Below are 12,392 nucleotides of genomic sequence, written 5' to 3'. Positions count from 1 at the left end.
CTTCTCGGTGATGTAGCCGGCGAAGTACTCGACACCCATGTCGGTCCCGCCGAACAGCAGGACGGCGAACCCGAACAGGATCGCGATCCCGATGTAGAGCGCCGACCAGATCCCCGCCTCCTTGAGCGAGGGGATGTGCGCCTTGCGCACGTGGAACACGAAGTCGAACGCCAGCAGCCCGACGATCAACGCGATGGTCAGCCACCAGATCCCGGCCGGGACCCCCATCCCATTCCTCCCATCCGCCGTGCCCCGGCGCTCCTGCGGGCCGTTCCCCGCACGCGCATCATCATGACGGGCATCCGGCGCCGGCGCCGGGTTCCACGCCCCAACCCCTCGGACGGAGGACGAGAACCGCATGCGACGTGACGTGGCCGCGACCGTGCTGGCCGGCCTGGACCCGGTCCGCGACCGGGCCGAGGAGCTCTACCGGGACCTGCACGCCCACCCCGAGCTCGCCCACCAGGAGCACCGCACCGCGGCCGAGGTCGCCCGCCGGCTGCAGGACTGCGGGCTCGAGGTCCACACCGGGGTCGGGGGCACCGGCGTCGTCGGCGTGCTCACCAACGGCGCGGGGCCGACCGTCCTGCTCCGGGCCGACATGGACGCCCTGCCGGTCGAGGAGGCGACCGGGCTGCCCTACGCCAGCACGGTCACGGTGGACGGGACACCGGTGATGCACGCCTGCGGGCACGACGTGCACGTCACCTGCCTGCTCGCCGCCACCGAGCTGCTGGCGGGCGGCACCGCGGAGTGGGCGGGCACGCTGGTCGCGCTGTTCCAGCCGGCCGAGGAGGTCGCCGACGGCGCCCGCGGCATGGTCGACGACGGCCTGGCCTCGCTGGTCCCGCGTCCCGACGTGCTGCTCGGCCAGCACGTCCTCCCGATGCGCGCCGGATCCGTCGGCACGCACCCGGGGCCGACGCTGGCGGCGGGCGACAGCATGCGGATCACGGTGTACGGGCGGGGCGCCCACGGGTCCATGCCGCAGTCGGCGGTCGACCCGGTCGTGATGGCATCGATGATCGTCATCCGGCTGCAGACGATCGTCGCCCGCGAGCTCCCGCCGGACGAGACGGCCGTGCTGACGGTCGGCAGCATCCGGGCCGGCAGCACGAGCAACGTCATCCCGGACCGGGCGGAGATCCAGCTCAACATCCGGACCTACGACGAGGGGACCCGCTCCCGGATCCTCGAGTCGATCACGCGCATCGTCGGGGCCGAGTGCCAGGCGTCCCGGTCACCCCGCGAGCCGGAGTTCGAGCTGTTCGAGCGGTTCCCGCTCACCGACAACGACGCCGCGACCACCCGCACGCTCGCCGACGCGTTCGCCGCGCACTTCGGCGACCGGGCGGGGGACCTCGGACGGTGGGCCGCCAGCGAGGACTTCAGCGACCTCGCTGCGGCGTTCGACGGTGTGCCGTACTCCTACTGGGGGTTCGGCGGGACCGACCCGGAGCGCTACGACCGTGCCGTGCGCGAGGGCCGGACGGCCGAGGACCTGCCGGCCAACCACTCGCCGGACTTCGCCCCGGTGCTGCGGCCGACGCTGGAGACCGGCACGGAGGCACTGGTCGTCGCGGCGCTGGCCTGGCTGGCGCGGGAGAGCACCTGAGTTCAGCCCGTGGCCAGGCTGGACTCGGGCTCCAGCACCCGCGGGGCGGGGTCGAGCACCACCCAGCGCCCGCCGGCGTGCTCGATCTCGGGCAGCGCGGCCCGCATCTCGGCGGCCAGCCCCGGCAGGAACAGCACCACCCGGTCCGGGCGCAGGGCCGCCAGGTCGGCGGGCGCGACGATCGGGACGTCGGTCCCCGGCATCCGCAGACCCTGCTTCCCGGGCGAGGCGTCACCGACGGCGGCGAGCAGGTCGGCCCGCAGGCCGGCGCGGCAGACCAGCGGCACCGCCCGCGACGCCGCGCCGTAGCCGGCGACCGTCCGTCCGGCCGCCCGTTCGTCCTCGAGCCAGTCCCGCAGGTCCCGGGCACCGTCGGCGGAGTGCTGCAGCCGCCCGAGCCGGACCGGGTCGGTGACGCCGAGCTCGTTCTCCTCGTCGACCAGCCGGCGGGTGTCGTCGTCGGGCGCGGCGCCGGCGCGGGCGGTCACCACGAGCGTGCCGCCGGCCATCGGGTACCGCCGGGCGCGGTGCAGCCCCAGCCCGTGGCGCCGCAGCGCCGCGTCCAGCGCCGGCAGTGACCAGTAGGCGTAGTGGCCGTGGCGCAGGTCGTACCACTGGCCGTCGCGCAACACGGTGCCCAGCGTCAGCAGCTGGAGCACGAGCGTGCCGCCCGGCGCGAGCAGCTCGACCCGGCGCCGCAGCGCGGAGTCCTGATCCGGCTCGTGCAGCAGCCCGTAGAGGTCGACGACCAGGTCGGCCCGGCCGGCCGCACGGCCGTCGGGACGCAGTGCCTCCATCCCGCGCCCGGTCAGCCGGGACAGCCAGGTCTCCCCGTGCGGGCTGTCGAACTCGACGACCGTCCGCCCCGGGCGCACCAGGCCCTCCCCGGCGAGGTGCTCGACCGCGCGGTCGCCCTGCTCGGCGACCTCACGGGACTCGACCCCGAGCGGTTCGGCGAAGGCGTCGGCGTCGGTCTCCAACTGGGCCAGCCCGCAGGCGGCGCACAACCACATGCGCAACGGAGACACCGGGTCGGGCAACGGCGTGCCGGCCGCAGGCATGTGCCCCCACGGGGGCTGCTCGCCCAGGTCCAGGACGATCTCACCCCGTGCGTCCCGGCAGGAACGACAGCGCATTCTCCCCACCCCCTCGTCCCGCGCGGTACGACTCGGCCGACCGCCGCGAACTGCGGCGTTGTGCTACCGGCGATGGTAGTGAGCAACGCTGAAGGCCCCCTGAGAAACCCGTTCGGAGCAGTCGCCTCTCGCCCTGCGTCACTACAGGCCGGCTCACTCGTTGTCGTCCCGGGTACGAGAAGCAGACCGGCCCGGCCCGCGTCGCACGCGGTGACCGGCCGGGAGGAGGGGAGCGGCGGGTGCACGTCCTGCGGACCGTGGTGCCGGATGCCCTGCTCCTCGACCCCGGCACGACGCCCGCGGCCCGCCCCGCCGGCCACACCGGCCACACCGACACCACACCCACGGCGGGGTTCGTCGTGCACCGCCGGCGACGCCCGGCCCACGACGCCGTGCACGGGCTGCACGCCCATCCGGACGAGCCGACGCTGCTCGGCGTCCCCCGCGGGACCGGCTACGCCGTCCTGGTCGACACCCGGCCGGCGTCGGCGACGTTCGGCCGGCTCGCCGTGGCGCTGCTCGACGGCCCGCGCACCCTGCTCGTCCCGCCCGGCTGCCTGTACGGGGTGCAGGCGCTCTGCCCCGGCACGCTGGTCGAGCTGCGGTCACCGGCCCGGCCGTCGCGCCGTGAGCGGATCACCGTCGACCCGGACGATCCGGACCTGAACATCCGGTGGCTGCGGCCGCTCCCCGCGAGGACGCCCGATGCGGACCGGTCGTGGGCCGGCCTCTGCAGCCGCCTCGGTGCCCCGACCGGCCCCCGCCGGGAGCACGTCTCGCTCTGGTGATCCGCCCGCGGGGTGCGCACGACCACGTGTGACCTCGCCCGACCCACCCGGAAGATCACGATTCAGTAACGTACGGTCGGTGACCGGCCGGGATCGACGACGCCCCGGGCCACCCGCCGGCACGCCCCGTGCCGGCCCGAGAGGTGAGGGGTGCCGACGTGCTCAGCGAACGTGAGATCCGGCGGTTGCAGGAGATGGAGCAGCAGCTGCGGACCAGTGACCCCCGTCTGGTCCGGCGGTTCGCCGTGCTGCACGCCGTGTGCCCGCGGCCCCGCCGGGCCGGCGGCCCCGACATCCCGCGGTCCGTGCACGGCCCCGGCCCGGTGCCGACCGCGCTGCTCGGGCTGGCGCTGGTCGTGCTGCTGATCGGGGCGCTCGCGGTGAGCGTGCCGGTCGTGATCGGCGGGGTCGTGCTCGCGGCGCTCGGGCTGGGCATCGCGGCGACCGCCGGCCCGCCCGGACGGCCCGGTTTCGCCTGATCGGCGCGCCCGGGTTGCTCCGCGTGCGGGTCGCGCTCCTGCTCCCACCGGATTGACCGTCCGTGCGGCACCCGGGAGGGTCGAGCCGTCGCGACGGCACGCCCCGGAGCCGCGGCCCCCACCTCGGGAGAGGACGACGGTCGTGCATCTCGATCCCGAACTGGCCGCCGCGCTCCCGGCCCTGCCCGATCTGCACATCGCCGACCTGCCCGGGGCCCGGGCCCGGATGCGCGAGCTCGCCGACCGGGCGCCGCGGCCCGCCCTCGACGGCGTCGAGCTCACCGAGGAGACGGTCCCCGCGACCGCGGGCGGACCCGCCGTCCGCACGCTCGTGGCCGCGCCGCCACCCGGGGTACCGCGGCCGCTGCCCGCGTTGCTGGTGCTGCACGGCGGCGGGTTCGTCATGGGCGCCGCCGACATGACCGCACCGCTGCTCGTGCAGCTGTGCAGCCGGCTCGGGGCGCTGGTGGTCGCGGTCGACTACCGGCTGGCCCCGGAGCATCCGTACCCGGCCGCGCTCGACGACTGCGCGGCCGCGCTGCGGAGCCTCGCCGGGCGCGACGACGTGGACCGTGACCGGCTCGGCGTCCACGGGATGAGCGCCGGCGGTGGCCTGGCCGCGGCACTCACCCTGCTCGTGCGCGACCGGGGCGGGCCCGCGCTGCGCTTCCAGCTGCTCGACGCCCCGGAGGTCGACGACCGGCTCGACACCCCCTCGATGCACGCCTTCACCGACACGCCGCTGTGGAGCCGTCCGGACGCCGTGCTCAGCTGGCGGCACTACCTCGCCGGCGCGGCCGCGGACGTCTACGCGGCTCCGGCCCGCGCGACCGACCTCACCGGCCTGCCACCGGCCTACGTCTCGGTGTACGAGAACGACCCGCTGCGCGACGAGGGGGTCGACTACGCGATGCGCCTGCTCCGGGCCGGCGTCGGCGTCGAGCTCCACCTGTTCCCCGGCACGTTCCACCGCTCGGTCGTCGTCGCCGACGCCGAGGTCTCCCGCCGGCAGGCCGCCGAGACCCTGCGGGCGCTCCGCGACGGGCTCGCGGTGACGCCGGTGCCGCCCGGGCGGTGACGTCCCGGGCACTACCGTGACCGGCATGGATGTGCAGCCTGCGCCGGGACCGGCACGGTCATGACCTCCACGTCCCGCCCGTCGCGCGGGCCGCGCCGACGACTCGGTGAGGACGAGCGCCGGCACCAGATCATGGCGGCGGCGATCCGGGAGGTCGCCGACCGCGGCTACGAGGGCGCATCGCTGACCCGGATCGCCGCACGTGCCGACGTCGCCAAGGGCCTGGTCTGGCGCTATTTCACCGGCAAGGACGACCTGATGGAGGCCACGGCCAAGGCGACGATGGAGGCCATGCGGCGGCAGGTCGTCGACGCGCTCGACCTGGACCGGCCGGTCCCGGACATCATCCGCGCCGCGCTGCGCCAGGCCGCCTCGCAGATCCTGACCCATCGGACCGAGCTGGTCGCGCTGAACCGCATCGTGCACAACCTGCTCCGGCCCGGCAGCACCGAACGGGCGGTGACCGACTTCTACGAGGAGACCTACCTCGGACAGCAGGAGCTGTTCCGGCGCGGTCAGGCCGAGGGAAGCCTGCGTGAGTTCGACACCCGGGTCATGGCGGTCACCTACCAGGGCTCGATCGACGTGATGCTCGCGTACCTCGAGGACCGTCCCGACGTCGATCCCCGCGAGTACGCCTCCGAGCTCGCGGAGATCCTGCTCGGCGGCATGCGCGCCGGAACCTGATCCCGCGGTCGCAATTCCCTCGACCAGTGACCGTTCGGTCATTACTATTGACCGCATGGTCATCAGAGTGCGAACCCGGACACCCGGCGGGCGGGGATGAGCGCGCCCGCCCCTGCGACGGACACCGGGGCGACCGGCAGCCCGCCCGACCCCCGACGCGAGATCGTCGTCAGCCTGCTGCTCAACGCGGTCGCGCCGATCGCGGTGTACTACGGCCTGCGCGCGGCAGGGGTCGGCCAGTGGCCCGCCTTGATGCTGGGGCTGGTCGTCCCGGCGGTCACGGTGATCCACTCCGTGCTCACGCAGCGGCGGATCGACATGCTCGCCGGCCTCGTCGTGACCGTCCTGCTCCTCAGCGTCGGGTTGTCGTTCCTGTCCGGCAGCCCGAGGACCCTGCTGGCGCGCGACGGCGGGGTCACCGCGGTCGCGGGCATCTGGATCCTCCTGACGCTCGCACGGACGCCGTACTACCTGTATGCCCTGCGGACCTTCACCGGCGGCGCACTGCGGGAACGGATCGAGGCCGCGTGGCGGGACAGCCCGGCGTTCCGGCGCGTGGTGCACGGGGGCACGGTGATCTGGGGTTCTGCGTTGCTCATCGACGCCGTGAGCACCGGGGTGCTGGCCTACACGCTCCCGATCGACAGCGTCCCACTGATCGGCGCGCTGAAGCTCGTGGCACTGATCGTCCTCGCCGAGGTGACCAGCCAGGTGTACTTCCGGTGCCGGGGCGTACCGCATCTCCCCGACGAGCCCGGCCGGGAGGAGCGATGACGGAGCGCACGTACGTGGTCACCGGTTCGGCATCGGGGATCGGCGCCGCCACCGCGTCGATCCTGCGCGACCGCGGCGCCACGGTCATCGGCTGCGACCTGGACGACGCCGACGTCGTCGCCGACCTGTCGACCCCGGCCGGCCGGCGGTCGCTGGTCGACCAGGTGGCGGCGTGGGGGCGCATCGATGCGGTGCTGGCGGTCGCCGGCGGCAGCCGGACCGGAATCCTCGAGACGAACTACTTCGGCGCGATCGCCACGCTCGACGGGTTGCGCCCCCTGCTGACCCGCAGCGCGGCGCCGCGGGCCGTCGCCGTGTCCTCGACGTCGTCACTGGCACCGGGGGACGAGCGGATCCTCCGGGCGTGCGCGGACGGTGACGAGACCGCCGCGACCGCCCTGGTCGAGGCCGAGCCCTCGCTGCGCGACTCCGCCTACGGCATCGCCAAACGGGCCCTGAACGGCTGGGTACGGCGGGCGGCCCCCACACCCGGCTGGGCCGGTGCCGGCATCCCGCTCAACGCGGTCGCCCCCGGGGTCGTGGACACTCCGGCGGCCGCGTGGATCCTCACCGACGACGAGGTGCGGACGGCCGTCGAGACGGCCGCGCCGCAGCCCCTCGGCGGCGTCCCCGGCCGCCCGGAGTGGGTCGGCCACCTCCTGGCCTGGCTGGCCGGCCCGGAGAACCGGTTCGTCACCGGACAAGTGATCTTCGCGGACGGCGGGACCGAGGCCGCGCTGCTCGGGGACCGCCGGTGGCGGTCGTGACCGTCCGCGCCACCCCTGCGGGTCAGGGGGCGATCCGGTCCAGCTCGCTCCGCAGCGTCCGCTCCGCCTCCGCCGCGGGGAGGCTGCCGATCAGGACCCGCATGACGAGGCCGTCGGCGGTGGCGATCAGCGAGCGCGCCGCCGTCCGGGGGTCGGCACAGCCGGGTGCGATCCCGGCCAGGAGCCGGGCCGCCTCACCCTCCTCGGCGTCCTTCGCCTCGGCCAGCAGACGGGCCAGCTCGGGGTGGTTGATCCCGGCGGCCACGTAGTGGTGGTACACCGCCACCCCGGCACGGGAGTGCTCCGCCAGGGACACCCGGCGCCCGAGCAGGCCCCACAGCGCCTCCCGGGCGGCCGCACCCCGTCCGGCCCCCTCCCGGGAAAGACCGTCGTGCAGCTGCACCGCGCCCCGCAGCATCTCCTCGAGGCTGGCGGTGAGCAGCTCCTCCTTGGTCGGGAACCGGTACTGGACCCGGCCCGGCGAGACCCCGGCGGCCGCCGCCACGTTGCGGACGGACACCGCACCCATCCCGCGCTCGGCGATCACCTGCCACACCGCACGGAGGATCGCGGTCCGCCGGTCGACGGGCCCCGGGTCACTCATGACGCCCATCCTAGCGATCGTCAATACAGTCGTATCGATCGCGTGTATGCTCCGACATCGGTCAATACGACTGTACTGACGGGGGCGGGTATGGGTGACACGTCACGACGCGGAGGCCGGTACGGCCGCGTACTGGCGGATCTGGCCGGTGCGGCAGCGGCCTGGCTCGTGATCGACGGGGTGGCCTCGGTCGCGGCACCGCGACTCCGGGTCGGCCACTGGCGCAGCCGGGCCGGGTTCGAGTCCTACCGGGCCGCCTACGACGAGGTCATGGCCACCCTGCCGGAAGCGACACGGGTCCACGACGTCCCCACCGGCTACGGCACCGTGCGCGTCAACGAGTGGGCGGCCGCGGCCGACGCGCCGGTGACCCACCGGCCGGTCGTGCTGCTGCCCGGGATCCGCTCCGGGATCCCGATGTGGGGCGCGAACCTCACCCACTGGATCGGCCGGCGCACCCTCTACGCCATGGATGCGGTCGGGGACGCCGGGCTCTCCACCCAGTCGGTGCCCTTCACCTCGTTCGGCGACCGGGCCGCCTGGGTGGAGCAGGCGCTCGCCGGCCTCGACCTCGACCGCGTCCACGTCGTGGGGCACTCGTTCGGCGGGGCCGTCGCCGCCCACCACGCGCTCGACCATCCCGGCCGGGTGGCGTCGGTGACGCTGCTCGAGCCGGTCATGGTGCTGCACGGGCTACCGGCCTCGACGTACCTCTGGTCGGCGCTGCTGATGCTGCCCGTGCCGCAGTCGTGGAAGGACCACGCCCTGGCCGCGATCGGCGGGGTGTCGGTCGCGGAGGTGCGGGAACGCACGCCGATCTCGGTGCTGGTCGACGAGGGGGCCAGGCACTACACCGCCGTCACCCTGGTGCCGCGGACGTTCACCGACGCGGAGTGGACGGCGCTGCCGATGCCGGTCCGGGTCGACATCGCCGACGACAGGTCCCTGGCCGGCGGCACCGCGGCCGCGGCCCGGGCCCGTGCGCTGGGCACCCGACCGGTCACGGTGTGGCCGCGGACCACCCACTCGCTGCCCCTGCAGGTGGCCGAGGAACTCGGGCCGGAGCTGGAGCGGTACTGGGCGGACCACGACCGGTGAGGGCAGGCCGTCCGACCGCGCGGAAACCCGCTGTCCAGGCCCTCACCCGGCCTGACACGGTGGAGCGGTGCGCGCCGATCCCGCCCGAGCCCGGCACCGGGCGTCCCCGGAGTCCCCGCAGTGACCCCTGACCTGCTCGGGCTGGTCGCGGGGCTGGTCAGCTCCCCCTGGCTGTACCTGGCGCTGTTCGCGGTGACCACGGTGGACGGTTTCCTGCCGGTCGCGCCGGGGGAGGCCGCCCTGGTCGTCGTGGCCGTGTTCGCGGGCTCCGAGCAGGGCTCGCCTGCCGTCCTCGGCGCGGCGGTCCTCAGCGGGATGTTCGGCGCGCTCGCCGGCGACCACGTGGCGTACTGGATCGGCCGGGGTGCGATCGGCCGGTACGGCGAACGGCTCCGCCGCGGCGAGCGGGGGCGCGCCCTGCACGACCGGGTGGAGGATCTGATCGCCCGGCGCGGCGGCCAGGCGTTGCTGGTCTCGCGGTACGTGCCGGGCGTGCGCACGGCGACCACCGTCTGTATGGGTGCGACGAGGTTCCCCCCGGGCCGCTTCGCGCTGTTCGACGTGGCGGCCGGGCTGATCTGGGCCGGAGGCTGGAGCCTGCTCGGCTACCTGGGCGGGACGGTCTTCGCCGACGACCCCCTCACCGGGCTCGCCGTCGGCCTCGCCGCCGCCCTCGTCCTCGCCCTGGCCTCGGAGGCCTACCGGCGCCGCCGGCGCGCGCCGGAACACCGCTAGCGGACCACCTCGAGCGGCCCCTCCTCGGGCGTCGGCGGCTCGAACCGCTCGAAGTAGTCCGTCGCCGTCTGCTCGGTGAGCGGCCAGTCGTCCGCCCGCCTGCCGTGTCGATCACCGACTCGGCTCAGGATGGTCTCGAGACTCGTCGCGATGTAGACGGTCTCCGGCACGATGCCCCGGGGTGCGAGCAGCGCACGGAACTCATCGCGTTGGCGCCGGAACCAGAATCCGAAGTCGAGCACGACGTCGTTCCCCGCCGCGACCTGGCGCAGCAAGCGCGCCTTCAGCTCTGCTGCCACCTCGGCGACGACGTCGGCGGAGGGCATCGTCGTGATTCCGCGATCCCAGAACTCCACCTCGAACGACAACCGCGTCCAGCCCTCGTGCTCCAGGCGCGTGGCGTAGGTGGTCTTGCCGGCACCACCTGGCCCGCACATCATCACGACGCGGGGCCCTCGGGTCCTGTTCACTGCCACCGGGCCGAGCTTATGCTCCGGCTCTGACATCGAGACCTGCCACGCTCCGCTCATCGTGACCCGGATCAGATCGGACGTGATCCACACACCTGGCCGGGCGCGGTACCGATGCCGAGTGCGACACAGTGCGCGTGCATCGTGGCCCGGGCGTCGTCCTGGTCGACATCGCCGACGATGGCACGGGTCGTCAGACCGTCCGCCGTGGCGGCGAGCAGGTCGGCCAGCACCGGAACGGGCAGGGCCGAGCCGGGGTCGATCTCGGTGAGGAGCTCGACCACGCTGTCCCTGCGGGCCCGCCACGCCGACGCGATCACCTCGGCCAGCCGGGCGTCGGTGACCGCGGCGGTGACGAAGCCCTGCCAGACCGCCGCCCCGACCCGCTGGTCCGGCGTCGCCGGGATGCCCATCACGAGCAGGTGTTCGAGCCGCTCCCGGGGCGGGGCGCCGGCGGTCGCCGCGTGTTGTTCGGTGGCCCGGTCGACGAACAGCCGGCAGGCATGCAGCACCAGGTCGGCCTTGGTGGCGAAGTAGTGCTGGACCTGGCCGGTCGAGACCCCCGCCGCGCGGGCGACGCTACGCACACTGACCGCGCCGATGCCGTGCTCGGCGATGACGCCCACCACCCCGAGGGCGATCGCCGCCCGCCGCTCGCCGTGGTCCACCTGCTTCGGCATTGCCCGATCGTAACAGTACGTCCGTATTGAAACAGCCCGGAGCCGCGGTTACGATACAGCCGTAATGCCAAACGGGGGAGAGTCGTGCGACGACACCAGGGGACCGGCACCGGCAGGCTCGGGCGCTCGCTCCGCTATGGCGCGGCCGGACTCGGCGGCCTCGTCCTGCTGACCGGCGCCTTCGTCGGGGCCAACCTGGCGCTGCTGGCCGACGACGTGCCGGTGGGGCACTGGCGTTCCGAGGCGGCCCGCGCCGAGTACGAGCGCCTCTACGCCCGGGCGATGGAGCTGCTGCCGCCACCGGCGGACACGGCGGACGTCCGCACCGGGTTCGGCACCGTCCGCACCTACACGTTCGAGCCCGCCGTCACCGATCCCTCGTACGCCGGCCGGGCACCACTGCTGCTGCTTCCGGGCTTCGGCGGGCCGGCGCAGACCTGGTACGCGAGCGTCGAGGAGCTCGCCACCGAGCGGCGGGTGATCGTCATCGACACGCTGGGGATGCCCGGGGCCTCGGTCCAGGACCGGCCGATCACCTCGAGCCGCGAGCAGGCCGCCTGGTTGCACGACGTCGTCACCGGCCTCGGTCTCGACCGCGTCCACCTCGTGGGGTTCTCCTTCGGCGGGCTGAACGCGGTGCACTACGCCCGCTACCACCCCGACCGGGTCGCCGGCCTCTGCCTGCTCGACCCCGCCTACGTCTTCGCCCCGGTGCGGCCGGCGTTCCTCGTCGGCGGGTTCGCCGCGATGCTCCCGCTGGTCCCGGACGCCTACGCACGCTGGTACACGAGGTGGATCTCCGGCGGATCGGACGCTGCCGCGACCAGCCCGCTCGCCGCCCTGCTCGACCACGGGCGGCGGCACTACGCCACGGTGCTCCCGGTCCCCGAGCAACTCACCGACCGGGAGCTCGCCACGATCACCACGCCGACCTGGGCGGTCCTGGCCGGGCGCAGCGTCGTGCACGACCCGGCCGCCGCACTCGCGGCCGCGGCGGCGATGCCCGACCTCACGATCCGGGTCGAGCCCGGCGCGTCACACGCCCTGCACATCGAGCACCGGGCCACGCTGAACCGCGAGATCCTCGAGTTCACCGCCGCACAGGAGGCCGCAGCGCCTCACCCGTGAGCGAGGTCGGAGAATCGGCTGTAGTGCAGCTGGTGCGCGACGGTGATCGTCGTGGTGGGGCCGTTCCGGTGCTTGGCCAGGATCAGGTCCGCCTCGCCGGCGCGGGGGTCGTCGTTCTCGAACGCGTCCGGGCGGTGCAGCAGGACCACCATGTCCGCGTCCTGCTCGATCGAGCCGGACTCACGCAGGTCGGACAGCATCGGGCGCTTGTCCGTGCGCTGCTCGGGACCACGGTTCAGCTGGCTCATCGCGACCACCGGCACCTCGAGCTCCTTGGCCAGCAGCTTGATCTGCCGGGAGAACTCCGAGACCTCCTGCTGACGGGACTCGACCTTGCGGCCCGAGGTCATCAG

General features: G+C 74.3%; 15 protein-coding genes and 1 pseudogene. 10 read left to right on the top strand and 6 right to left on the bottom strand.

Going from position 1 to position 12,392, the window contains the following annotated elements:
• Positions 1 to 228, bottom strand: a pseudogene (locus tag BM093_RS32740) (TerC family protein); the annotation flags it as partial.
• A 130-nt stretch (positions 229 to 358) separates the two neighbouring features.
• Here BM093_RS32740 and BM093_RS32735 point away from each other — a divergent pair.
• Positions 359 to 1,615, top strand: coding sequence for an amidohydrolase (locus tag BM093_RS32735; protein ID WP_093356691.1), 1,257 nt, complete (start codon positions 359 to 361; stop codon positions 1,613 to 1,615).
• Positions 1,616 to 1,617: 2 nt separating this feature from the next.
• Here BM093_RS32735 and BM093_RS32730 read toward each other — a convergent pair whose 3' ends face one another.
• The gene (locus tag BM093_RS32730; protein WP_245773960.1) at positions 1,618 to 2,751 is read right to left on the bottom strand and encodes a class I SAM-dependent methyltransferase; all 1,134 of its coding nucleotides are present in this window, start codon (positions 2,749 to 2,751) and stop codon (positions 1,618 to 1,620) included.
• A 239-nt stretch (positions 2,752 to 2,990) separates the two neighbouring features.
• Between BM093_RS32730 and BM093_RS32725 the strand changes: the two genes are divergently transcribed.
• From BM093_RS32725 to BM093_RS32700, 6 genes are all read left to right on the top strand, one after another.
• A complete protein-coding gene (locus BM093_RS32725; protein ID WP_093356682.1) occupies positions 2,991 to 3,539 on the top strand; it encodes a dTDP-4-dehydrorhamnose 3,5-epimerase family protein in 549 nt (182 codons plus the stop codon).
• Positions 3,540 to 3,697: 158 nt separating this feature from the next.
• On the top strand, positions 3,698 to 4,018 hold the full coding sequence (locus BM093_RS32720) for a DUF3040 domain-containing protein (RefSeq protein ID WP_143105666.1): 321 nt from the start codon (positions 3,698 to 3,700) through the stop codon (positions 4,016 to 4,018).
• Positions 4,019 to 4,160: 142 nt separating this feature from the next.
• A complete protein-coding gene (locus BM093_RS32715; RefSeq protein WP_093356673.1) occupies positions 4,161 to 5,096 on the top strand; it encodes an alpha/beta hydrolase in 936 nt (311 codons plus the stop codon).
• A gap of 60 nt (positions 5,097 to 5,156) precedes the next feature.
• Positions 5,157 to 5,783 carry a TetR/AcrR family transcriptional regulator gene (locus BM093_RS32710; RefSeq protein WP_093356669.1) on the top strand — a complete coding sequence of 209 codons (627 nt, stop codon included), beginning with the start codon at positions 5,157 to 5,159 and terminating at the stop codon, positions 5,781 to 5,783.
• A 96-nt stretch (positions 5,784 to 5,879) separates the two neighbouring features.
• The gene (locus BM093_RS32705) at positions 5,880 to 6,557 is read left to right on the top strand and encodes a VC0807 family protein (protein ID WP_093356664.1); all 678 of its coding nucleotides are present in this window, start codon (positions 5,880 to 5,882) and stop codon (positions 6,555 to 6,557) included.
• Positions 6,554 to 7,324, top strand: a complete 771-nt coding sequence (locus tag BM093_RS32700; protein WP_177238858.1) for an SDR family oxidoreductase — start codon at positions 6,554 to 6,556, stop codon at positions 7,322 to 7,324. Before BM093_RS32705 ends, BM093_RS32700 begins: the two co-directional genes overlap by 4 nt.
• A gap of 22 nt (positions 7,325 to 7,346) precedes the next feature.
• Here the strand turns inward: BM093_RS32700 and BM093_RS32695 are convergent, their stop codons facing one another.
• Positions 7,347 to 7,928 (bottom strand): TetR/AcrR family transcriptional regulator, encoded by a 582-nt coding sequence (locus BM093_RS32695; RefSeq protein WP_093356699.1) that lies wholly within the window; start codon positions 7,926 to 7,928, stop codon positions 7,347 to 7,349.
• A 90-nt stretch (positions 7,929 to 8,018) separates the two neighbouring features.
• Between BM093_RS32695 and BM093_RS32690 the strand changes: the two genes are divergently transcribed.
• Positions 8,019 to 9,026 (top strand): alpha/beta hydrolase, encoded by a 1,008-nt coding sequence (locus tag BM093_RS32690; protein ID WP_093356659.1) that lies wholly within the window; start codon positions 8,019 to 8,021, stop codon positions 9,024 to 9,026.
• 120 nt (positions 9,027 to 9,146) lie between these two features.
• A complete protein-coding gene (locus tag BM093_RS32685; protein WP_093356655.1) occupies positions 9,147 to 9,761 on the top strand; it encodes a DedA family protein in 615 nt (204 codons plus the stop codon).
• Here BM093_RS32685 and BM093_RS32680 read toward each other — a convergent pair.
• Both BM093_RS32680 and BM093_RS32675 read right to left on the bottom strand, forming a co-directional pair.
• The gene (locus tag BM093_RS32680; RefSeq protein WP_218163040.1) at positions 9,758 to 10,237 is read right to left on the bottom strand and encodes a P-loop nucleotide/nucleoside kinase family protein; all 480 of its coding nucleotides are present in this window, start codon (positions 10,235 to 10,237) and stop codon (positions 9,758 to 9,760) included. The genes BM093_RS32685 and BM093_RS32680 overlap by 4 nt on opposite strands.
• Positions 10,238 to 10,302: 65 nt before the next feature.
• Positions 10,303 to 10,911 (bottom strand): TetR/AcrR family transcriptional regulator, encoded by a 609-nt coding sequence (locus tag BM093_RS32675; RefSeq protein ID WP_093356651.1) that lies wholly within the window; start codon positions 10,909 to 10,911, stop codon positions 10,303 to 10,305.
• Between the two features lie 84 nt (positions 10,912 to 10,995).
• Here BM093_RS32675 and BM093_RS32670 point away from each other — a divergent pair, with 84 nt between their 5' ends.
• Positions 10,996 to 12,039, top strand: coding sequence for an alpha/beta fold hydrolase (locus BM093_RS32670; RefSeq protein WP_093356647.1), 1,044 nt, complete (start codon positions 10,996 to 10,998; stop codon positions 12,037 to 12,039).
• Here BM093_RS32670 and BM093_RS32665 read toward each other — a convergent pair.
• On the bottom strand, positions 12,030 to 12,392 hold a 363-nt coding region (locus BM093_RS32665; protein ID WP_281248753.1), incomplete at its 5' end, for a DnaB-like helicase C-terminal domain-containing protein. The genes BM093_RS32670 and BM093_RS32665 overlap by 10 nt on opposite strands.

Source organism: Pseudonocardia ammonioxydans (genome assembly GCF_900115005.1).
In the GTDB taxonomy this organism is placed as follows: Bacteria; Actinomycetota; Actinomycetes; order Mycobacteriales; family Pseudonocardiaceae; genus Pseudonocardia; species Pseudonocardia ammonioxydans.
This window is presented reverse-complemented; position numbering and strand designations above follow the sequence as displayed.

What these genes read in the sequence shown, in the direction of transcription:
- BM093_RS32710 (WP_093356669.1), top strand. Translation starts at nt 5,157, where the DNA reads ATGACCTCCACGTCCCGCCCGTCGCGCGGGCCGCGCCGACGACTCGGT.
- BM093_RS32690 (WP_093356659.1), top strand. Translation starts at nt 8,019, where the DNA reads ATGGGTGACACGTCACGACGCGGAGGCCGGTACGGCCGCGTACTGGCG.
- BM093_RS32705 (WP_093356664.1), top strand. Translation starts at nt 5,880, where the DNA reads ATGAGCGCGCCCGCCCCTGCGACGGACACCGGGGCGACCGGCAGCCCG.
- BM093_RS32695 (WP_093356699.1), bottom strand. Translation starts at nt 7,928, where the DNA reads ATGAGTGACCCGGGGCCCGTCGACCGGCGGACCGCGATCCTCCGTGCG.
- BM093_RS32730 (WP_245773960.1), bottom strand. Translation starts at nt 2,751, where the DNA reads ATGCGCTGTCGTTCCTGCCGGGACGCACGGGGTGAGATCGTCCTGGAC.
- BM093_RS32675 (WP_093356651.1), bottom strand. Translation starts at nt 10,911, where the DNA reads ATGCCGAAGCAGGTGGACCACGGCGAGCGGCGGGCGGCGATCGCCCTC.
- BM093_RS32700 (WP_177238858.1), top strand. Translation starts at nt 6,554, where the DNA reads ATGACGGAGCGCACGTACGTGGTCACCGGTTCGGCATCGGGGATCGGC.
- BM093_RS32735 (WP_093356691.1), top strand. Translation starts at nt 359, where the DNA reads ATGCGACGTGACGTGGCCGCGACCGTGCTGGCCGGCCTGGACCCGGTC.